The 23,664-nt window shown below is 44.6% G+C and carries 12 protein-coding genes; 1 reads left to right on the top strand and 11 read right to left on the bottom strand.

From position 1 onward, the window contains the following. Positions 1-41: 41 nt before the first annotated feature. Positions 42-1,796 carry a radical SAM protein gene (locus KFV02_RS02120; RefSeq protein ID WP_252379885.1) on the top strand — a complete coding sequence of 585 codons (1,755 nt, stop codon included), beginning with the start codon at positions 42-44 and terminating at the stop codon, positions 1,794-1,796. 301 nt (positions 1,797-2,097) lie between these two features. Here the strand turns inward: KFV02_RS02120 and KFV02_RS02115 are convergent, their stop codons facing one another. The 11 genes from KFV02_RS02115 to KFV02_RS02065 form a co-directional block, all read right to left on the bottom strand. Continuing rightward, positions 2,098-2,856, bottom strand: a complete 759-nt coding sequence (locus KFV02_RS02115) for a hypothetical protein (protein WP_252379884.1) — start codon at positions 2,854-2,856, stop codon at positions 2,098-2,100. A gap of 362 nt (positions 2,857-3,218) precedes the next feature. Further along, positions 3,219-3,629, bottom strand: coding sequence for a PaaI family thioesterase (locus KFV02_RS02110; protein WP_252379883.1), 411 nt, complete (start codon positions 3,627-3,629; stop codon positions 3,219-3,221). Between the two features lie 131 nt (positions 3,630-3,760). Further along, positions 3,761-4,912, bottom strand: coding sequence for a DUF6781 family protein (locus tag KFV02_RS02105; RefSeq protein ID WP_252379882.1), 1,152 nt, complete (start codon positions 4,910-4,912; stop codon positions 3,761-3,763). 31 nt (positions 4,913-4,943) lie between these two features. After that, positions 4,944-9,401 (bottom strand): acyl-CoA dehydratase activase, encoded by a 4,458-nt coding sequence (locus tag KFV02_RS02100; protein WP_252379881.1) that lies wholly within the window; start codon positions 9,399-9,401, stop codon positions 4,944-4,946. After that, positions 9,385-10,416 carry a putative ABC transporter permease gene (locus KFV02_RS02095; RefSeq protein ID WP_252379880.1) on the bottom strand — a complete coding sequence of 344 codons (1,032 nt, stop codon included), beginning with the start codon at positions 10,414-10,416 and terminating at the stop codon, positions 9,385-9,387. The genes KFV02_RS02100 and KFV02_RS02095 overlap by 17 nt, the downstream gene beginning before the upstream one ends. Before the next feature lie 288 nt (positions 10,417-10,704). Then, complete coding sequence (locus tag KFV02_RS02090; RefSeq protein ID WP_252379879.1) at positions 10,705-13,815, bottom strand: efflux RND transporter permease subunit; 3,111 nt, start codon at positions 13,813-13,815, stop codon at positions 10,705-10,707. Next, a complete protein-coding gene (locus tag KFV02_RS02085; protein WP_252379878.1) occupies positions 13,802-14,938 on the bottom strand; it encodes an efflux RND transporter periplasmic adaptor subunit in 1,137 nt (378 codons plus the stop codon). Before KFV02_RS02085 ends, KFV02_RS02090 begins: the two co-directional genes overlap by 14 nt. Before the next feature lie 15 nt (positions 14,939-14,953). Continuing rightward, complete coding sequence (locus tag KFV02_RS02080; protein WP_252379877.1) at positions 14,954-16,276, bottom strand: TolC family protein; 1,323 nt, start codon at positions 16,274-16,276, stop codon at positions 14,954-14,956. 13 nt (positions 16,277-16,289) lie between these two features. Continuing rightward, a complete protein-coding gene (locus KFV02_RS02075) occupies positions 16,290-16,922 on the bottom strand; it encodes a TetR/AcrR family transcriptional regulator (RefSeq protein ID WP_252379876.1) in 633 nt (210 codons plus the stop codon). 622 nt (positions 16,923-17,544) lie between these two features. Next, the gene (locus tag KFV02_RS02070; RefSeq protein ID WP_252379875.1) at positions 17,545-21,741 is read right to left on the bottom strand and encodes an acyl-CoA dehydratase activase; all 4,197 of its coding nucleotides are present in this window, start codon (positions 21,739-21,741) and stop codon (positions 17,545-17,547) included. A gap of 137 nt (positions 21,742-21,878) precedes the next feature. After that, positions 21,879-23,603, bottom strand: coding sequence for a B12-binding domain-containing radical SAM protein (locus tag KFV02_RS02065; RefSeq protein WP_252379874.1), 1,725 nt, complete (start codon positions 23,601-23,603; stop codon positions 21,879-21,881). Between the last annotated feature and the right edge of the window lie 61 nt (positions 23,604-23,664).

The following is a 23,664-nucleotide window of genomic DNA, read 5'->3' as shown; positions in this document are numbered from 1 at the left end:
GTGGAAAAATCAATGTATATATTAGCTAGCAGCTTGCAAATTTGCTCAACTTACTCATTTCAGAACACAAAACCAATCATGTTGTGAAAGAACTTGTATATAGAGATCGTGTAAAGCCGCAAATCCCGGAGTGGGGTGGTCGGCTACCGATTGCCCTGGTCTTTCCCGAAGAAGAGAGTTTAGCCCTGTCTACCTTGGGTTGGCAGGTTGTATATAGATTGCTCACTGAAAAGAATGATTTTTTCGTAGCAGAGCGTTTTTTTGGCACCGGAAAAGATGGTGAGGTTGCGCGCTCTATTGACTCGGGAAAACCTTTATCCCTCTTTCCCCTTATTTGTTTTAGTCTCAACTTTGAAGGCGATTATGTAAATGTTTTGAGACTTCTTAAAAATTCACGAATTCCTCTTTTAGCCCAAAAACGAAGCGATTGGCCACTAGTCATGGCTGGGGGGCCGATCGCTTTTTTAAATCCTTTCCCAATTCTTCCCAGTCTGGATTTTTTCTATGCTGGCGAAGCAGAAGAATCTTTTGTACCTCTGGTCCTAAAAATCAAGAAAATGTGGCTTGCTGGAGAAAGCAAAGAAGCCTCTTTGCAAAAAATAGCCGACCTTCCCGGGGTATTTGTGCCTAAAAAGAGTAAAAAAGTTAAAAGGCAAATAGCAGGTTTTCCTTCTTTAATGATCGGGTCCCAAGGCATTGGGCCCCTCCAACCTGCTTATTCTTGTTTTGTCCACGCTAAATCCAGGTTCAGGGATATGCTCCTGATTGAGATCAATAGGGGGTGTCCGTATGGGTGCAGGTTTTGTGCAGCCGGTTTTATCTATCGTCCACCCCGGCAAGCAGGTCTTGAAGATGTGCAGAAAATAGTGCTTGAGGTAAAACCAAGAAAGGTAGGGCTGGTCGGCACGGCTTTGACTGATTGGGAGGGTCTGTATCCGTTCTTGCGCTTCCTAAACAAACAAAAAATTAAATTTTCCTTGTCGTCTCTGAGGGCTGATGGCTTAAACAGGGAATTTTTGGAATTTTTGCGGCGTACAGGTACCAGGACCTTAACCTTGGCCGTAGAAGGCATAAGTAAAAGGCTGCGTAAAGCTATAAATAAGCGTTTTGATGACGAAAAGTTTTTTCAGGCCGTGGAACTTATTAGCGCGTTGCAGTTTAACAAGTTGAAACTCTATTTTATTTTAGGCTTCCCTGGAGAAAATGAAGCTGATTGGCAGGATTTGGCTGGATTTTTAGAGAGGTTGCAGTCAGCCAGAATAAAGGGGCAGGGTAAACGCAAGAAAGGAGTGGAACTAGTTCAAATCAGTGCTAGTTGTCTGGTGCCCAAGGCCTGGACACCTATGCAATGGGCACCTATGGCTTCAGAAAAGGAGTTAAATGATAAACTGCATCGTTTTAAAAAGATGTGTTCAGGTTTTAAAGGTGTTAGATTCTCGGGCGAGAAAGCTTTTCAGGCCAGAATCCAGGGACTTCTGGCTCGAGGCGATGAACAGGTTCACTCTTTGCTGACATTGGTAGCCGATGAGAACGGTAACTGGCGCAAGGCGTTGAAGCTCTGGCCCGGTGATATGTCTTGGTACCTGGACCGGGAGCGGGATGCAGACGAAGTTTTTGCCTGGGACAAGCTGGAAATAGGGGTGAGCAAAGATTATTTACTCAGAGAGTGGCAAAGATATAAAAAAGGTCTGTCCACACCTAAATGTTCGCAAAACGGGTGCCTTAAATGCCAGAGGTGCGGGATGGAGGCTTTTGAGTCTATGCCCAAACCCTACTCAGAGGGCAATTTTTCATAATTTTTTCAATCCTGATTTCTTTCATGCTGGTGCAAATGCCTGGACCCATCTATAGTTTGGTTGCGGGCAGAGCATAATGGGGTCTTTGGGATAAATGAATATTCTTTTTATTGTCGATAGTTATGGCAAATAGCCCCGGATATTTAGTTTTGTCACCCCGATGCTCTGCTTATCCGCAAGCTTCACCAAGATGGTTTACCCAGCCCTTTGCAATGCTTTCAAGAAACCAGGATTTCTAATCTGGTAGTCAAAATGTGGTTTGGCCACAGACTCTTTTGTGGAAGAACCTTAAGAAGAGAGGTCAACCTTTGGCTTTGCGAAGCGGAACAAAGCGGTTGTAGGCGTATTTGAGTGCCAGAACATATAGAGCAGCACAAATACCAAGACCAGCATTATAGTATGGTGGTGCTGTTAGAGATAACCTTAACATTACAGTTGCCAATGCAAATCCTGAATTTCTAAATACTACTGGAAAAGCGTGGCTATAACGTAAGGAAACAAGAACGATCAGGATGTCACTGAAAACCAGAACTGTATAGAATGTCGTAAAAAAGTCGAATGGATAGCGTGATTGAATGTATGTAATAGAAAAAAGGATACCCATAGCCGCAAAGGTTATTAGTAAGATGAGCGAGATTGTTTTTTTGGCTGAGATAAAATGGAATTCTTCCTTTTGATCGTAGGTTATTGGTTGATGGTAAAGGATTCGATAATAACATACAAGGATAAAAAATATAATTAAAGCTCCTCCTGCATTAGAGAGGATATACAAAATGGGGTCGATTGTTTTGGGCCAATGCAGTGGCTCGGGTAAATGGGCAAATTCCTTGAAGGACTGGCGAAGTAAAATCAGCGAAAAAATTTCAAACTGCTTTCCTAGAGCTTCCGAAACAGACCGGGCAAGGCCAAAGACGAGATCTATGACCTCTATGTAAAGCAGGAATGTGAAAGTAAAACTTATGGCATAAAAATGACTTCTAGGTATCAGAGCTGAAATAGATGGAGGCAATAGCTTTCTTCGCCCCAGTTCAATGACGACAAGTGAAGCAAGGTAGATCAATATAAGTAGAATCCCAATAGAACGTCTGTTGACATTACTTTTCCAGGCCCTATTGGCCATATCGAAAGTTTTGTTAGATAAATTGAAAAGACGGTCCATTGTTTACCCAAATTAAGTAGACTTTGACGAAAATAATATAATTATTGAGGTGTTCGTTATTGTCAACAAAATTACTCACCATTACCATTGATTGGAGATTCCCTGTTTTGTGAGCATTTGAGTCTGTGGCCAAACCCTACTCAGGGGACAAATTTTCATAATTTTGTTCAATACCAAGATGGGTTACCCAGCCCTTTGCAATGCTTTCAAGAAACCAGGATTTCTAATCTGGTAGTTAAAATGGGGTTTGGCCACAGACTCTTCTACTCTTTTGCAGGGACAGGAAGTTTGTCCTTCTTTCTGTATACCATCCCTTGAAAGATAGCTATTGTATCTCCGCTTTGATCCGATACGGTCACTGTATAGGAAGCAAGTTTTGGATTCTTGGAAATTTCTTTTGCTTCCGCAAAAATTGTTCCTTCTCTAACCGCTTTCAAATAGGAAATACTCACGTTAATGCCCATAGCAATTGTTCCGTGTGAATTTGAAGCAACAGCAAATACCAAGTCTGCCAGTGCGAATATTGCTCCTCCATGAACAGTCCCGACACTGTTTAGATGTTCATTTCGGATTTCTAACTTTGCCCTTGCGTACCCTTTAGACACTTCTAGTAATTCAATCCCGACATGTTCTGCAAACCTGTCATTTTTGAAGAATTTTTTAATGTTTTCCACAGAGTAGTCTCCTCATTAATTAATTCTTGCTATATATAAGTTTGCCCAACAAGATACTCTTTCATTGTATAACGTCACAGTATATGGCTTAATGGCTTTTTTCACTTGCCATGAAAAACTATAGTTTAGAATTACTTTTTTTCTTTTTCTTTTCCTTTTTGAAGGGCATCTTTTGCCCCCTTCAACATACCTGAGATCGCCCCCTTTGCTACCTCTACGGATTTTTTCCCGAGTTCTATGGCCTCGTCTGTCATTACGCGTGTAATCTTGCTTCCAGCCTCCGCGATGGTTTTGGCAACGTCTTTTCCTGTTTCTTTCAACCTTTCAGCAATTTTTTTCGCTGTACGACCAGTCTCTTTTTTCAAGACAGAAGTCGTTTTTTCAGTTTGTTCAACAAGTTCGGTTAAGACTTCTTTTGCCACTTCTTGCGAGCGTCTTGCCACACTGAGAACAGTTTCCAGAAAAAGCTCTTCGATTGCCTCAAGATCTTTCTTTGTCCGGGCAAGGTCCTCATGGATAAATTCCCTGGTTTTATCTCCAATGGACTCTACTACTGATGCGATTCCTTTTTGAGCCCCTTCAAATGCGCCATGGGCAACATTTTTGATCTCCTTGCCGGTCTCCTCAGCGGCCTCCACAGCGCCAGAGAGGATTTTTTCGGCAATCTCCTTTACCCTTTTTGCCCTGAACCGGCCTTCTTTCAGGGCTTTTTCCGTAGCATCCTTGGTAATTTGGGCCACGGTCTCTTTTATATCCTCACCGGACTCTATGGCCTGTTTGACTGCTTCCTTTACAGTCTGCTTGGTCAAACCCAACAATTCTGTACTTTTTAATTTGATGCTGGTTAAAACAGATTCAATCTGATCTCTGAGCTCTTCGGACAATGTTGCCCCTGCCTCTTTAGCTCCTTCAAGACCTTCTCTAAGAGATTGGGCCAGTTTAGCTTTTTCGGTTTCAAGTTTTGTTTCAAGCGCATTGATTTCTTTTCTGATAAGATCGACGGCCTGATCTCCGCGGCTGCGGACGCCGGCCATGGCCCCTTCTATGACAGCCTCGATGTGTTCTGTAATGTCCGCTTCGGCATCTTTTAATCCTTCAACGGCAGCTGTTACAGCATCCTTGACGATAGAGCGAAATTCCTCAACACCGGCTTTGGTTTCTGCCATGGTCTCGGCCACCGCCTCCTTAACGATGTCATATATCTTTTCCGATGTGATCCTCTCAGCTTCTTTAGCCTTCTTTAACTCTTCGACGATACGATCCTTCATTTGATTTTCCGACATGATTTCACCTCTTTAAATTTAATGTTAATGGTTACCTACCAATTCTGAACCTGATGTTACGCGTTTTTTCCCACAGTTCCAAGCCGGACACCCATGACTTCCATTTTTCAACATCCAGTGACACATAATTGTAAAAAACATTTAGTTCGCGCGGCCATGGCCTGGGAATGCTAAAGCGCCGGGTAGCTTTTGGCCCGACTGGTGTTTTTGCCTCACAATTTATCTGTTCCCGTGCTCTCATAACCATAAAATGGAGTCGATTTAATATATTGACTTCGCTTGCCCCTGCGTCCATATCGAGAGAAAGCAGATTCAGCTGAGGATACATCTCCCTGAGTTTGTTTTCCATTCCCCTTCCGGTAATGTGGTTGGAAATACAGCCGAATGGTTGCAAGCAAACAATGTTACTGATTCCATCTCCAAGCATGGCGATCATTTCGGCTGCCAAAAGCCAGCCCTCGCCGAACTGATTGGCTAGACTGACTACTTCGCTAGTGATTTCAGAGAGTTTTCTTAGGTCATGAGACTTCCGGTAAAAACGAAAACCTTGCATGACCCGCTTTATTTGACCAAGGTAGAAATTTGTATAAATTTCAAGCATCCTGGTTTTGATGTAGTCAATCAAAGAGTGTTTAAACAGGGCCTTATGGGCATATGCTTCGTTGATAAATTTTTGGGCAAAAAAGCTCTGCAAGGGGGGAAGAATTACTTCCACACCCTGGTTGGAAAGCCACTCGATGATATTTCCATTGGAAAAAAAGTTGTATTTGACGAAAATTTCGCCCACGACTCCGATTTTGGGAACGTGTTCCTTTTTGATTTCAACCCTGTTAAAGTCCGCAATGGCCTTTTTAAGAAGATTTAAAAGATAATAGTAATCAGCATTCTCAATCCCTGTTTCCATTTTTGAAAGATATTTGCTGTGAAGGGCTTTAGATGCCCCGGGATTCTTTTCTCTGGGCACGGTGGATAGATACATTTGGGCCAGGGGATCAGCGAAGATAACTCCCAGGGCCAACCGTTTGACCAGCCCCTTTTCATCAATCTCAAAATCCGGCTGAGAATTGACACCCCCATAAGATATGCTGATTACCGGAACCGTATCCAGACCGGCTGTGTTCAGTCCTTTTTTGATAAGAGGTACATAAGAAGATGCACGACATTGACCGCCGGTCTGGGTCAGAATAACAGCGGTCTTTTCAGGATCGTATAACCCTGATTGGAAAGCCTTGATAATGTCGCCCGCAACAAGGATAGAGGGATAGCACATGTCGTTGTTGATAGTTTTAAGGCCTAATTCAACCGAGGCCTTATCCTGGGGCGGGAGCACTTCAACCCGATAACCAAGTGGTCTGAAAGCAGACGGGATCAGAGGTGAATAGAAGGGAGAAAAAAAAGGGGCAATCAGGGTCCATTCTTTGTCTTTGGGTGTTAAGGTTCGAGCAATTTTTCTTTTTTTATCTTTTCTTTGGACCCTCTCAGCATTCTCCTTTACTGTCTCCAGCATTGAGCGCAACCTGATTTTGACAGCACCCAGGTTGGTGATTTCATCCATCTTGAGCAGAGTATATATCTTTCCGCAGCCACGTAAGATTTCTCCGACCTCATCAGTAGCAATGGCATCCGGACCGCAGCCAAAGGATGTTAGCTGAACCAATTGGGCATTGGGAGTTTGAGTTACCCACTTGGCTGCAGCGTACAGCCTGTTCGTATAACTCCACTGGGTGAGGACATTGATATCATCCAGGAAGACCTGCTCTGGGGCTAAAGGAAGGGCATTTTCGCTGATAACATCCACACCTTGTTCGGCCAGCAGTTGGGGGATACCGTGGTTGATCAGCGGGTCTTGGTGATAAGGTCGACCAGCAAGGACCACTATTGTTTTTCCCTGTTCTTCTGCTTTGGCTATCAAAGCTTTTGCCCGGGCTCTAAGTCTCCCCTTGTAATTCTTTTGTGCTGTATGTCCTTTTTCCACAGCCCTGGATATCGTCCAGTAATCTATTCCAAACAGCTTAAAGAAGAGATAGAGCTGGTCCCTTAAAAGCTTTGAGTCCTTAAAGCTGATAGCTGGGCTATCCAGTGGAATCCCAAATTTTTGTTTAGGGTTGACAGCGCTTTTTAAGAGATCAGGATATCCTGTAACCACCGGGCAGTTATAAGTGTTCAAAACATCCTCATATTCCTCTTGTTCACAGACCACTGTGGGGTAAAATATCCTGTCCACTTTTTTTTCAACAAGGTCGAAAATGTGGCCGTGGGCGAGCTTGGCAGGAAAACAGATGTTTTCTGACATGACCGTGCAAGCGCCTTTTTCGTAGAGGTTGAAGTTAGAGGGAGAGGAGAGAACCACCCTGAATCCACACGTGGTCAAAAAAGCACACCAGAAAGGAAAGTTTTCATACATGTTTAAGCAGCGGGGAAGGCCATAGGTGAGAATCGGCTCCTTTTCCGGCTCTTTATTTCTGTCAAATAGGAGTATTGTCTGTTCGTCAACAAGATTATTCCCCTTTTGCTGGACATCAGGATTGTTGCTAAAATACCGCTCACACCGGTTCCCAGTATAAAAACAGTTTCTATTAGCAAAGGTAAGCTTCAAAACTGCGCACTTGTTCTCGCAACCGTTGCAGTGGATCTCCTTTTTGGAAAAATCAGTTTTTAGCTCCTGATTCCAAATAGGGGTAAAGGCAGCAGGTTTACTCTGCTTGTCCTGGTAATTTACTATGGCTGTCAGGGCTGCACCGTAGGCACCCATTAATTCTGAAATGTCAGGCCTGATCACGTCCTTGTTAAGCGATAGCTCCAAGGCGCGTAATACAGCTGCGTTGCGGAAAGTTCCTCCCTGGACAACTATTTTGTTTCCCAGAACATCAATATTTTTTAGTTTGAGTACTTTGTACAGTGCATTCTTGATGACTGAGTAAGCCAGTCCGGTTGAAATATCAGAGACAGTTGCCCCCTCTCTAAGGGCTTGCTTTACTTTGGAGTTCATGAAGACTGTGCAGCGAGTTCCCAGGTCAAAGGGCGAATTCATTTCACATGCGATTTTGGCAAATTCCTGAACATTGTATCCCAGCGAGCGGGCAAAGGTTTCAATAAAGGAACCACATCCTGAGGAGCAGGCTTCGTTGACCTGGATTTCCGCCACAGCGAGATTATGAATATAGATCGCTTTCATATCCTGTCCGCCGATATCCAAAATAAAAGAGACATTTGGTTCAAACTGTCGCGCTGCACGGTAATGGGCCATGGTCTCAATCACGCCGTCATCTAATCCAAAGGCAGCTTTTATAAGGTCTTCGCCATAACCGGTGACAGCTGTTCGAACTATACGGGGAGAAAAGCCGAGCGCTGCAAATCTTTTCTTAAGCTTACCCAACCCTTCTTTTACCGCTTGGATGGGGTCACCATTGTTGGCGTTGTAATAACCAAGGGCCAGTTTCCCTTCCTCATCAATAAGGACAATTTTTGTGGTTGTTGAGCCGGAATCAACACCCAAAAAAAGATTTTTTTCCTCTAGAACTGCTGGATTAACCCTGGGAATCATGGCCTGTGCATGTTTTTCTTGCCATGTCTCAAATTCGGCCTTGCTTTCAAACAGGGGAGGCAGCCTTTTTGTGTCGTTGTTTGTTTGCCGGGCGACTCCATTCTCAGGCACTGATAAAATATTACTAACCTTAGCCAGGAAAGGTTTGCCGTTTCGGATCATGGCCGCCCCCATGGCGGGGAGGAGTTCGCAATGGTCAGAAATAACCAACTCTGAGTCACTTTTGATATCCAGTATGTCGATAAAGGCTCTACGAAGTTTTGAGTAAAAAGTAAGGGGGCCGCCTCCGAAAAGTATCTTCTTTTTTATCTCCCGTCCTCTGGACAGTGCAGTGAGTACCTGCAGGGCAACTGCATGAAATATAGAGGCAGCAATATCTTCCTTGGATACGTGACGGCTTAACATGGACTGGATATCGGTCTTGGCAAAGACGCCGCATCGGGAGGCGATAGGATAAATATTGGTGGATTTTTTAGCCAGGGCATTTAGTTCTCTACCTCCAACATCCAAAAGCACAGCCATTTGATCGATGAAGGCTCCAGTTCCTCCGGCACAACTGCCATTCATCCGGATGTCAGGACGGAAATGATCGTCAAAGAAGATGATTTTGGAGTCTTCCCCACCGATCTCAATAAATGTCCTGACTTCAGGATAGAACTTTTCTATAAAGTATGCAGAGGCCACAACTTCTTGAACAAAAGGCAGACCAAAGACTTCGGCTACTCCCATCCCGGCAGAGCCGGTAACTGCCAAGTCGAGTTCCACGTCGCCCAACTCCAGGATGGCTTCATTGAAAATGTCTCGAACCGTTTCTATGGCTTTGGCCTGATGGCGACGGTAACGCCAAAAAACCAGGTCGTCCTCTTTATCGAAGATGGTCACCTTGGCTGTTGTGGAGCCTATATCTATTCCGGCAAAATATATCTTATTAGGGGTTTTTGTCATTTTTCTTTCCAGCCTTCAAACTAGCGCAAACAGAAGCCAGCTTAGCGTTTTCGTTATTTTTTATCCTTGTATAATCTCTTAGAGAGCAAAATGTATCTATCAAAGAAACAATGAACGATTCCATATAACGCGGAGGCACAATGGTCAGTGGCCACATATGTTTTTTGATGATATCCTCTTCTTTTTTGGAGAGGCTGGCTATTTTACGCGCATTTTTGAGAGCAATATTATGGTGCCTGAAACCGTGTAGTCTTGGACCTTCACGCAGCCAATCGTAGTAGAAGAGATCGTGGAGCAGGGCGCCGCGGACAATTGAATTACAGTCCAGGGAAAGCCGTTTGCCCCAGAGAAAGCTCAAATAAGCCACCTCTTTTACATGTGTAAGCCGTGTTTTGCCCCTATGATGCGGGTATTTTGAAAGTTTGAGTACTCTGGGGTCTTCAAGCAGGGGCCTGGCCAGGTTTGTAAATTCTGTTCTTAAGCTTTCTTCATCTACTTCCATGTCTAATAACTTTTTACTTAAAACCATCAAGAAGTCCACAAACATTATTGAAATCGTCACACCGGAAAAAAGGACTTTGACGCCTGGTGAAAGATAGGCGAGAAAACCTTGATATGGGGGCAAGATGAGATATTCAAAGGCAAAGGCCAATAATATCCAGTAAATTGAAAATTTAAGGCAGATGTGGCCTTTATAATTAAAACGCTGATCTGAATAGTCCCAAAGACGGGTCTGAAAAAGGTGTTGTGCAATGAATCCGGAGGCCAGTTCAAGTCCAGTTGTAATTGTAAAATAGACGAAAGTTTTAAGTATTAAATTGGAGTTCTGTAACAGGTAAACAGCACCCATAAGTGCCAATATGCTTATGCCGTATAGAAGGAGGTAAGGTCCTTTTAAGAGACCAGGGTTGACAAATCGTCTGTCCCGCAAAGAACGATAGGAGACCTCCAATATCCATCCAAGGATGGCAAAGAAGGAAAAGGAGAAAAGTAGGTTTAAGATATCAGTTTTCATTAAATTGCAAAAACATCGTATAAGAGCTTGTAGCCAAACCTTTTTATAAACTTAATTTCCATGGTTTATTCTAGTCTTGATTTCTTTCATGCTGGTACAAAGACTTGGACCCATCTAAAACTTGCTTGCGGACAGAGCATAATGGGATATTTTAGGTAAACAAATATTCTTTTTTATTATCGATAGTTATGGTCAATATCGCAAAATATTTAGCCCATTCATCCCGATGCTCTGTTTTCCCGCAAGCAAAGTTCAAGATTGGGTTACCCAAGCCGTTTGCAATGCATTTCAGAAACCAAGACTTTTTTTCCTGAGTTCCAGTTGATAATAAATGGTAGGTACCAGCACCAGGGTGACCAGGGTAGAAAGTAAAAGTCCTCCAAGCATGGTTATTCCCAGCGGATTCCATACCTCTGCACCCACGCTTTTGGATATGGCCATGGGCAGCATGCCAAAAAAGGTGGTCAGCGTGGTCATAAGCACAGGCCTTAAGCGACTCTGGCCTGCCTGGGTGACGGCTTCAAAAAGATTTTTGCCTTTTTTTTGCAAAAGATGGGTGTAATCAAGAAGCACAATGGCATTATTGACCACGATCCCTAAAAGCATGATGATACCCATAAAAGAGATAATTCCTAAAGTGACGTCAAATAAGTAAAATGCATAAAAAACTCCGCTAAAGGCAAAGGGGACAGAAAACATGATGATCAAGGGGTCTCGCAGGTTTCCAAAAAGAGAGGCCATGACCATATAAACTAATATGATTCCCAGAACCAGAAGTGCAGTCAAATCATGGAATGCTTTGGCCTGTTCCTCAATATCACCCCCGAAACTTAAGGAGATTCCAGAAGGAATTCCCATCTTGTCTATGGCCTTTTTAATGTCAGTTACTGCTTCGCCCAGGGAACGTTTGAAGAGGTCTGCCTCGACTTTTACGATTTTTTGGCGGTTTTTGCGCTCAATTTCAATTGGACCACTTCCTTCTTTGATTCTGACCACATTGCGCAAGCGAACCATGCGTCCATCAGGAGTAAAAATGGGGGCTCTTAGCAAGTGATCCAGGTTGTCTTTATTCTCTTTGTCCAGCCGGGTAAAAATATCAAAATTATCACCGCTATCGCGAAAGCTGGTTGCTTGTTTTCCGTAAAAATAGTTCCTTAAGACAGTGGCAATAGAGGCCACATTCAGCCCCAGCGAGGATGCTTTTGCCCGGTCGATGATTACCCATAGTTCGGGTCGCGGGTCCTTTTGGCTTATGGACACATCCACCAGGCCCGGGATATTTTGCAGACTTGCCTTTAACTTGTCTGCAAAGGCAATGAGCTCGTTTAAGTCAGCCCCTTGAAGTTCCAGTGAAACCGGTTTGCCTCTGCCCATGAGAATGGCTGTAATGGGGTCCTGGGCCGTCACCTTGATCCGCGTAATTCCTGGTATTTTCTGGACTCGCTCCCTGAGAAGGGCCGCAATTTCTTTGGCACTCCTGGTTCTTTGGTCCCGATCTACCAGCTTGAACCCGATTTGGCCCACATTTGGACCTTCATCCATACCTAAGGCCACGCCTTTGCCCTGCTCAGATTGACCATCAAAGGCATAGGAGTGACGAAATTCATCTGGTTTTACCACCTCATCAATGTTTTGCAGGATTTCTTCCACGACCCGGTTGGTCTCTTCAATGCGCGTTCCTTCGGCCAGGCGAAAATCAATACTAATATCTCCTGTATCTGTTTCAGGCATAAAAGAAGTAGAAAGGTAGGGGACCAGGGAAAGACTACTGATAAAAATAGATACGGCTAGCAAAAAGACAGTTTTGCGGTGTTCTAATGCCCAGGCAAGAAGACTCGCATATGCTTTTTCCAGGGTATTGAACCAACTTTCACTTAAATTGTAAAGGCGCCCCAAGATTTTTTTTCGACCTTTTTTCTCCGGGATGCCTTTTTTGACCCATTTTGAACAGAGCATGGGTGTCATGGTCAGGGCAGTAAAAAGCGAGGCCAAGATGGTAATCACGATGACAAAGCCAAGCTGTTTAAAAATGATGCCGGCCAGTCCAGTGAGGAACATTAGCGGAACAAAGACTACTACAGTGGTCATGCTCGAGGCTGTAATAGCCATGCCCATTTCTGACGCTCCGCTAATGGCAGCCTGTACAGGAGATGAACCACGTTCCAGATGACGGATGATATTTTCCAGGACCACAACGCCGTTATCCACGACCATGCCCGAGGCAATGGCCAGGGACATGAGAGAAATCAGGTTTATGGTGTAGCCAAAGAGATAGAGAAATATAAAAGAGGTGATCAGTGAGAAAGGAATGGCCAGGGCAATAATGAAAGCTGGCCTTACCTGACGTAAGAGAAGCAGGGTGACCATGATGACAAAGAAAACACCCCACAAAAGAGTGCTACGCAGGTTTTTGACGCTAAGTAGTATGTTTTCTGAATTGTCCAGGACAATGTTGATTTTTACATCGGAAGGCAAGTTTTTGCGGAGTTGTTTAAGTTTGTCCTTAACCCTTTGAATAACTTCTACTGTATTTTTCCCACTCTGTTTTTGCAGGAGAAGGACAATGGCGTTTTTACCGTCACCCCAACCGTTTAACTCCTGCGGTTTATAACCATCTTCAACTTTGGCCACGTCGCGCAGATAAATAGGTTTTCCATCGTAAAAACCAATAATCGTATTCTTAATTTCTTCCACATCCTTGTATCGCGCTGGAACGCGCACGAAATATTCGCGGAAGCCGGACTTGATATTCCCGGAAGGAACGTTCAGGTTTTCAGCAGCCAGTATCTGATTGATCCTGGGTATGGATAGACGGTATCCTTCGATTTTGTTGAGGTCAAAATAGATATTTATCCTGCGGCGCAAGCCCCCATAGAGCTGAATAGCTCCAACACCGGGAACGCGCTTTAGCTCGTCCGAGATATATTTATCCACTAAATGGTACAATCTGGGCCATGTCTTATTTGCGCTGACAGTCATAAAAAGGATCGGGGCGGTGGCGCTACTGAATTTAAAGAGCATGGGCGGCTCAACATCATCTGGCAGATCCCTTTTGGCCAGTTCCAGTTTGTCTCGTATGTCATTGGTAGCTGTATCCAGGTTTGTTCCCCATTCAAATTTGCAGGAAATTACGGAAAGGTTATCCAGGGATTTGGATGTCAGGCTGTCCAGATTATTGACCGCATTTACCTGATCTTCAATTTTTTGGGTCACCTCTGTCTCTACGTCAGAGGCGCTTGCCCCGGGCCAGGTGGTGAGAATGGAAACAACCGGAGGTTCAATATCGGGGAACATATCGATGCTGAGCTTGGATAGGGAAACAGCACCGATTAGGATAAAGGCCAGAAGAAGCATCAAAGTAGCTATTGGCTGTTTGACGGAAAACTCAGTTAGTTTCATCTCTTTTCTCCTTAACCTCCACAAGCACGCCGTCTTTTAACCTGTTTTGGCCTTTGACCACTATTTGCTCTCCCTCATGCAGTCCTGAAATGACCTGGACGCGGTTGCCCTGCTTGAGCCCTGTTTGAATGTTTCGTAAGTAAGCCTTTTGTCCTTTGATCACATAAACATAATAATTACCTGTGCCAGGCACCTTGTTTAAGGCATCCCGACTTATAATGAGGGCCTTTTTTTTGCCAAAATATAACCTTACATGGGCAAACATGCCTGAGCGTAAGGTAAGATCATTGTTAGGGATATGTATTTCAATGTTTGCGGTGCGGCTCTTTGGATTTAGCGTGGGAGAAACAATGGCTATCTGCCCGGAAAAGGCTTTTTCCGGATAGGCATCAGTATGGAAGGTGACCTCCATGCCTTTGCGCACAAAGGGGAAATCTCTTTCAGGAATGGAGGTCTCCACCTTGAGGATTTTTTCGTTGGAGATACGCAAAACAGGTATTTCTGTATCTGAAAGATTTCCAGGGTCGACATAACGGGCAGTCACTACTCCCTTACACGGGGCATAAATATTATGGTTGCGATAAAGGATTTGAAGCTCTTTCAAAACAGCCCCGGCTTGCTTTAACCTGGCTTTAGCTGCTTTAAGCTCGGCCTGGATATGATCCAGTTTTTGTTTTGGCGCGGCATGTTCCCGGAAGAGATTTTTTATGCGGCGGTAATCTTTTTGCAGCACTTCCAGGTTTGTTTGCGCTACCTCCACCTCTGCCCGGGCCCGGTTTACCCGGGCTTTGACCGTATCTTTTTCCAGAACTGCCAAAAGTTGTCCTTTCTTGACCCAGTCGCCCTTTTCTACAAGTATCTTTTCTATGATCCTGCCTGCGACCTTGGGATGGACATCTACAACCTGAAAGGGTTTTAGGTCGCCTGTGACATCCAAAAACCAGTCCAATTCTCCTTTTTTGACTGTATCAACTTGAACCGGTACTTTTTCTTCCTTTGGCGCTAAAGAATCATCCTTTTTTCTGAGTCCAAGGAAATTAAATACTGTTATCGCTAGAAATATCAGGATTAAACATCCTATAATCCATGCGGTTTTATTGCTGGCCTTTTTTTGCTCTCCCATCTGCCTTTCTCCTTTTTATTTTTCTCCAACTGCCCGTTTAAGTTCAGCCCTAGCCACTCTATAACCATAGAGAGCTGAGTAGTAGTTTACCTCGGCCTGGGTAAGGTAGGTCCGCGCATCAAGTACTTCAGTGGATGTGGTAATCTGCTGCTGATATTGCAGGTTGGTGATGCGTAAATTTTCTTTGGCCTGGGAAAGGGCCTCTTTCGCAGTAAAGATATTTTCTTTAGCTACTTTTACCTTTTGATAGGCGTTTTTCACTTCTAAAAGGATACTCTCCTTGATACCTTCAACTTTTTCCTGCAGGGCCTTTTTCTGGTAAATGGTCTTTTGGACCTCTGAGCGGGTTTTGCCCCATTCAAAAAAAGACCAGGAGAGTTGGACACCAACACTTAAGTTGTGGCTGTTGCTAAAATCATTATTGGTTGCCAATGGGTCATCACCTGTTTGCTCATAGCGTCCGATAAGAGCAACTTGTGGATAATCAGCACTTTTGGCCATCTGTATCCTCAAATCAGCCTCCCTTAATGCTATCTCCAGTTGCCTGAGTTCGGGTCGGTTGCGAAGGGCCTGCTTAAAGAGTTCTGGAAGGCCGTTGATTTCATGGGGCAAGGCCGGTGGGTCCTCAATGCGTGTTTTTTGGTTAATATTTCGCCTGAGCAAGGTATTTAAGGTGGCGATGGCCATTTCCAGATTACTCGCTGCCCTGACTTGTTTTTGCCGGGCATTTGCCAAAGCAACTTGGGATTTTAAGAGGTCATTATAGGGGATCATACCTTGGTCATAGAAGTGTTTTGCATCGTGTACATGGGCCTTCAATTGGTTAACTTCTTCCTGGGCCACCTCTAAAAACTTGCGGGCCAGTAAGATTTGAAAATAGGCCACCTTAACTTGTTTGGCGATATCCTGTATGGCCTGCTCTTTTTCAATTTTGCGTAAGTTAATCCCAAGGGCAGCAATTTTTTGTTTGGTCACCAGTGCAAAGCCGGTGAAAACAGGCTGGGTAAGTGTTAGATCCCAGGAAAAGTTGTCATTTTTTCCAACATACACCTTTGTCGGACCTGTTTTGGAATAAGGAGCATCGTTTAAATGGGTGTAAGCATAGGAAACAGATAATTTTGGAAAGAGATCAGCCCTGGCGCTTTTTTGTGCTTCTAAGCTTGCGTGTTGATTTTCTATGGCTTCCCGGATGAGTGTGTTATTGGAGAGCGCTTCTTGGATGGCCTCTTCAAGGGTAATGGTATCTTCTTTCTGTTCGGCCTTTCCTGTGTTGGTGCTGAACACTGTTACAAAAATAAGCAACATGGTCAGCAAAATTTTCTGTAAACATCTAATCATTGCGCGTATCTCCTCACCCTTCATGTTTTACAGTCAATACAGACTGAAAGAAGATTTTTTCAATTTCAGCGATATTTTCCTCGAAGGGATGTTTTTCGTGGTCTTCAAGCCAGCAAAAAAGAAAATTGTTTACAATTCCTTCCAGAGAGAGGGCAAGATAATAAGGATTAGCAGCACGGAAAATTCCTTTCTCAATTCCCTTGGCAAAAACTTCACTTAACTGATTCAGAAAAGTTTCGTAGCGTTCTTGGAGTTCCGTACTTAGTGTAGCTTTAAGATTAAATTTAACTCCACTGGTTTCAGCGAAATAAAGTCGGATCGCTTTTGCATTGGACATGAATACCTTTCCTTTGACCCGGATATAGTCCATGATTTTGGTATATTCGTCTTTTGTTCCCTGAAACACTTCATCAATAGCCGAATGAAATTGATCGGCAATCTCAAAAATAAGGGCTTTGTAGACATCTTCTTTGTTTTTAAAGAATTTATACAAAGTGCCCACAGCGAATTCAGCAGTTTTGGCAATCTCATGCATAGAGACATTATGATAGCCTTTGCTGGAAAAGAGATCGAGAGCCACTTCTAGTATTTCGCTGCGATGGCGCATCTTTTCCCTTTCACGTCTGGTAAGTTTTTTTTCTTCCATTCCTGATGAACTCCCGTATCACTTTTATAGATTTTGTCCAAAATTGTGAGGTGCGTCCGGTAAACTGTACCAAAGTTGAGTGATTTTCGGTGAGATTGCCACGGGCAGCTTCGCTGCCCTCGCAATGACGATTTCGCACCTGTCATTGCGAGATTAAGCAAAATGGAGCGAAGCAATCTCAAAGTTTGGACTGAAAAAAAATCGCTCAACTTAGGTTGTATTTCATTTACGAATCCCGCCTTTGGCGGGATTCGTAAATGAGGGCCATGAAATTTTTTGAGTTGGAAACCTAGAATGTGTGTTCAAATTATGAACGAAACGTCACATTATGAATCAAATATCATATTGTCAAGTAACGGGCTAACATTTTGAGTCAAGAGTCTAAGAGTCGAGAGTCGGGAGTCAAAAAGAAGAGACCTGGATTATTAAACTCTTGACCCTGCGGCTCACAGCATTGCGATGCAAGTTTGGTCCAAGGATTTATTGGAGGGGTGGCTGTTTTCTAAGATTAAAGAAGAGGGGAGGAAGTGCTAGATGCTAAATGCCAATGGGATAAGGTTTTCAACACTTACTCAACTAACTTAACAGCTCAACTACTTAACATCTTACCCTTATTTGATCCTTACGAATGACGACCAGGAAAAGTTTGTTTGGGCGGAGAAGATGGAATGCGCCTGTATTGCTTTACCTGATATACAAACGCTTCCAGTCTGGTCAGGATGTTTGTCTGCCTTTGACCGTCAAAAGAAAGGGTGAGGGCAGGAAATTTTGCGTAATCTTGCCTGAGCCTCTTTAATACAGCATCCACTATACTTCCCGGCATACAGGAAAAGGGCATGGCATTAATCACTCCAGCTGCCTTTTTGCGTATGTAATCCACGGTCTTACCCACGCTCAAAATAGCTTCTCCTTCAAATTCCGGGTGGATGTAATCTTTAGCCCAATTGATCAGTGTTGAAGTATCCGGTTCAGGCATGGAGCGAAGTCTCTTCACGAGGGAGAAAAACCGCTCTTCATCCCTTTTCTGTATTAAATGTTCTACCAGCAGCTTGAAAAGTCTTTTCCACTGCCTCTCACGCCATGCCCAGCGCCTGGATGTGAAGTTCACGTAGTTGAGCCATTCGCCCATAAATGGCGTCCAGACCTCCAGTCCCAGATTTTCCAGAGTGTTAAACAGGTTACTATTCGCCGCCTGGTTAGAACGAACATAAATCTCTCCGATTACTCCTACCACTGGTCTGGGATTGGCCCGGTAGGGAAGCCGGGAAAACTCTTCCCATGCATCCTTCATCAAGTGGAGGATGTCCCCTTTTTTTTCCACTGCCCGTCCTATTTTTCCCAGGAAAGATCTATAGAGTTGCTCCCCCTTTTCGCGTGAGAGCAGGTAAGGTTTGAATTCACTATAGAGCTTCTGCAACACATCAACAGCCATAATCCCTTGCCACGCCAGGCGTGAAAATTTTCCGCTTATCTGGTCAAAATCACCATATGCTGCGCTTTGATCGGGAGAAAAGATGTCAACATTCTTGAACCCCAGTTCATTTATGATCTGTCTTTGTAGCTTGTTGTAAAGTCCAAACCGGCAGGGGCCTGTGGTGGTGGGCATAAAAAAGGCTATCTGGTTTTCCTTTAAACAGGTCTTTTGCAGGAGCTTCAGCATATCTCCAAGAGTGAGCACGAGTGGCAGACATTCCTTGCCGGATGTCACCTCCCGGCCGAGCCGGAGGGTCTCGTCGTCTGAAGGAGGCAGGGCCTGGGCCTTTATCCCAAAGCTCCGAAAGCTGGCCGCCAGGACCAGAGCGTGATCTGACATATAGGGGATAAAAAGTGTTCTTTCAGAAAGACCTTTTTTTATTTTTGATTGAGCAGGTTTCCTGTCCTTGGTCAGGGAATAGTTTTTTCTTTTCCTCATTTTCAGGCTGTCCCAGAAGGCCTCGATTCTGGTCATAATCCCGGCATCTGCGCTGTGTTCGTCAATCTCTAATTCAAGGCAGGGCCTATCACCGATGGCCTTTTTAAAAAAGGGAAAGATAAAAGAGTCAGGACCACAGGCAAAATTGGTCACGTATATAGGGAACAGCCTCCTGCTGGAGCTTATGAACCTGGCTGCGGCCAGTATCTTCTGGCCATATCCCCAGTAGATATCGGGGTCATTTATTTCAAGGGGAAGAAAGTCCATGGGCAGGGCAAGGGCCCCGATGCGGGACAGCTTTTGCGAGAGGTGGAGGCTGGATCCCGGATCAAAGGCATTATAGGGCCTGCCAACCAGAATAAGGAGGTCTTCTCCTTCTCTCTCATCCAGGATTTTTTTTCCTTTTTTTATAAGAGCCCCCCAAAACTCTCTCTGGGCACTCCAAGCCATGTCCAGGGCTCGATTCATCTCCCTCCAGCTGACATCCAATTCTTTTGCCAGGGATTTAAAACCTTTTTTAAAGTGAGCCGAACGCCCGGGGCGCAGTATAGGCTGAATAAGTCTCGTCCCGCTGGCCTTGAAGTCAATAGAGGAGGGAGCTATCCACGGTAGACTTTGAATCAATGGGCATGTCTGCCCTGATCCTTCTGTTTCTGTCCCCGCAGGGTTTGCCTGGCAGAGGTCAGCGATCTGGGGAAGAAAAATGTTTTTTACTCCTTTTTTGTGGATGAGATTTAAAAGATGTCCATGGGCCAGCTTGATCGGAAAACAGGTTTCAGTGACCACGACTCCTGTTCCCTGCTGTATGAGCTCACCGTTGGAATGATCAGAGATTTCCACGTCAAAACCCAGTTCCTGGAAAAGAACTCCAAAAAAAGGAAGCCACTCCATAAAGACCAGTGCTCTTGGAATACCGATTTTTTCCTTGTCCTGGTTTTTTATCTGCCACCGGGTTAGGTATTCATTCCTGGCCGCTATAAGGTCAGGAAGAGCGGCCTTAGATTGCCTTGCTTGCTCGTATTTTTCGCAGCGGGCTCCGTAGAAAAAGGTATCCTTGTCGGCCGTGACCAACTTCTGGATCTGACAATTGTTGACACAGCCAGAGCACTCAAAAGTAGAAACAGAATAATCCAGCTCGCTTAGCTCAAAGCCTTTAAATTTGGTGCGCGGTATCTTCTCATCAGCAGCTAAAAGGGCAGCTCCAATTGCGCCGGTTACTTCACAATATTTCGGCACGATAACCTTTTTTTGCAAGACCCTGGAGAAAGCAGAAACAATACCTTTATTTTTGGCCGTTCCTCCCTGAAAGAACACTTTTTCCCCGGCCTTTCTCTTTTCCATTACCTTGTTCAAGTAATTATAGACGATGGCGTAACATAATCCTCCGGCCAGATCTTCCCTGGTTACTCCCTGTTGCTGGTAGTGGACCAGATCCGACTGCATAAAGACTGTGCACCTCTCCATCATTTTGACAGGGGCCCGGCTTTTCATGGCCAGATCGCCAAAATCTTCTATATTTATTCCAAGGCGGACAGCTTGTTCTTCAAGGAAAGAACCTGTTCCCGCGGCACAGGCTTTGTTCATCGTAAAGTCCAGAACCACACCATTCTGAAGTGAGATAAACTTGGAATCCTGGCCTCCGATTTCAATTATCGTATCCACATCCTGATCTAAGGTCAGAGCTGCTTTGGCCTGGGCAGTGATCTCGTTGCGTACAACATCTGCCCCCACAAAATCCGCACAAAGATAGCGCCCTGAGCCCGTGCATCCTACACCAGCGACCACGGTTCCTGGTTTCATCTGTTTGGCGATGTCTGCCAAAGCCTTTTTAATAGCCTGGAGAGGACGGCCCGAGGTGGGCAAGTAGGTTTTGGCAATGACCTGAAATCCATCACTATTATCTCCCAGGGTTACAGCCGCTATTTTCGTACTGACAGAACCCACATCTATTCCTAAAAAGGTGTGAATCGAGGATGGGTGGTCGAGAGAAACATTTTTTCTGCTTCTGCTTATACCGACAGAAAGGGATGGCAAGCGCTCGGTCTCTACTGGCCCCTTTTTTAGAAGGGATCTTTTTTGCAGCCACTGATTATCTCTTTTGCCTTCTTCCCGGGAGAAGATGGCCGCGCCAATTGCGCCCATGGTGGCGAAGTGTTCAGGGATAATCAGCTCTCCTTCTTTTAGAGAGAAGATTTCCTTTATTGCCCGCCTCACTCCCAGGTTGGCTGCTACCCCTCCCTGAAAGACTACTGGTGGGAGGATATCCTTACCACGGGCCAGGTTACTCTTTAAGTTGCGGATGATGGCAAAGCATAAGCCGGCGATTATTTCGTAGTCAGGAACTGCCATTTGCTGGAGGTGGATCATGTCTGACTTGGCAAATACCGTGCACCGCCCGGCTAGCGCTGGTATCCTTTCGGCTTTTAGTGCCTGGCTGGAAAAATCCTCTATTAAATAACCAAGCCGTGCTGCCTGCTGGTCCAGAAAGGCCCCGGTCCCGGCTGCACAGAGGGTATTTAAGGCAAAGTCTTCAATATAAAGTCTTTTCCCCTTTCTCTGTCGTCCTAACAAAACCAGCTTGGAATCCTCTCCTCCAATATCAATAATTGTCCTTGCCCGGGGGAAAAAGAACTCAACTGCCCTGGTATGAGCAATGACTTCATTTATAAACTCAACTCCCAGGAGCCTGGCAATTGATTTGCCGGCACTGCCGGTGCAGACAAGGGTGGCGAAATTCTCTTCAGCAAAGGATTTTTCCAGTTCCACAAGGAATTCGGAAGCCATTTTCAGGGGCTGGCCGTGGGTGGGTTTATAGCGTTCGTGGATAATTCTGCCTCTGGCGTTCAGGACAATGATCTTGGCCGTGCCTGAGCCGACATCAAGACCGGGGTAAAGGAGATCTTTCACGTAGTTCCTTAAGTGTATAAGTTGAGAAGCTTCTGTTAAGAAGCTGAGAAGTTAAGGAGATAAGAAGGTTGGTGAATAAGGGGGAAATTGAAAGTCCGTGGTCGTTCAGCTTCCCATCCTCCCATCTTCTCATCTTCCTATCTGCCTTCCAGTCGTCTCTGGTATTCATCCCTGCGCTGATAATCCTTCAGGGCATGGTAGCAGGCAACAATATTGGCCAATGCCTGTGGGTTGTGTTCAAAGGGGAGAAAATGCTTCAGAGCCTGATCATACTGACCCAGATTCATGAAGCTTATTCCCAGACATATATTCAACATATCATTGTTTGGAAAATATGTCACCCCTTGCTTGAGAATATTGACAGAATCCAGGTAGTCACCTCTTTTCTGGGCCAGAATTCCAAGGCCAAGATAAGCTCGGCTGTTGGGAGAATAGGTTAGGGATTTGGCATATAACTCTTGTGCCACCTGGTCTTTATCGGGAATGGTTTCTATTCGGGCATAGTCACCATGACTGAAGGTCATGGCCAGTCGGGAATAAAAATCCGCATACAGGGGATAAAACTCTTTGATTTCCTTCAACTCGATTTCCAGGGCAAACCTGGGAAGGCTTGTGTAGAAGTTTGAGCGCAATGATTTTCCAAATTTGAGTATGTCCTTTTCTTTTATTTTTTGATCGAGCTCAAAATAAAGAAAATCTTCTCTCTTCTCCAGCCAAACCTTGTCGCCCAGTCTAAATTTATGGCTGTATTCATCAAAGAGTGACGTGCCTGGAAACAGATGCAAAACATAAAATACAGCGCTCAGGGGTTTTATCTTTTGCATCAGGTTTATGCTTTCCTGGATGGTCTGCCTGGTTTCTCCTGGTGAGCCATAGATGAAATAGGCGCGGGGCAAAATACCATAAGACCTGGTTAACTCAAAGGCCTTTACGATTTGTTCTGTGGTGAATTTTTTGTTCAGCCTTTGACGTATTTTTTCAGAGCCACTTTCCACCCCAAAACTTATTTGAATGCAGCCGGCCTTGCGCATCCAATAGAGTACTTCTTCGTCGATGCGATCCACCCTGGAAATGGCCACCCAGGTAATGTCCAGGTTCCTGGCTAAAATTTTTTGGCAAACTTCAATGATCAATGATTTTTTCAGGGTAAAGGTGTCATCGGAAATGTAAAAAAAATTAACCCCTTTTCGAGTTAGAAGTTCCAGTTCTTCAACAAAGTAATCAGCCGAGTGAAAACGGACTTTACGTTTCCAGAATCTTGGTGAAGCGCAAAACGAACAATTTCCAGGACAGCCACGGCTTAGCGACAAATGGTTGTAAGTGAAATATTTTGCCGGGATGGGTAATTTATCCAGATCCTGTATGAATTCAGCTTCTCCAGTGTTCGTAATCTGGCCATCTTTACGCAGTCCTAGTCCCTTGACCCTTGAAATGTCTCCTTTTTTACCTTTTTCCAGTTCCTTGAGCAGGTTTAAAAAAGTGTATTCGCCTTCACCCAGGACTATGGCGTCCACAAAATCAAAATGTTTTAAAAAATGCTTCCACATAAAAGTGGCAGCCACCCCGCCAAAAACCACAAATGAATCCGGCAAAATTTCTTTGGCTATCCTGGCAATATCCAAGGCCCCCCATCTGTTGGCATTATACACTGAACAGCCAATCACATCCGGTTTTTTCTGGAGGAACAGAGCCCTCAGGTTTTCAGGGCTTGGGTCGAAATCATAGCAATTGATGATTTCAACCTCATATCCTTTTTCAATAAGCAGGGCTGCAATGGAGTAAAGCCCGATGGGCACAACCAGGTGATCTTGGTCTGTCACCCTTTCATTAAGGCAGCGTGGGTAAAAAAGTAGGATTTTCATTTTGTTGGTAATGAGTTTATTGAGTTATATGGAAGGTTTTATCGATACAGGATAGTGAATC

The sequence above is a fragment of the Desulfovulcanus ferrireducens genome (assembly GCF_018704065.1).
GTDB classification, from domain to species: domain Bacteria; phylum Desulfobacterota; class Desulfovibrionia; order Desulfovibrionales; family Desulfonatronovibrionaceae; genus Desulfovulcanus; species Desulfovulcanus ferrireducens.
The sequence above is the reverse complement of the archived record's forward strand: the minus strand, read 5'-3'. Positions and strand labels throughout refer to the sequence as shown.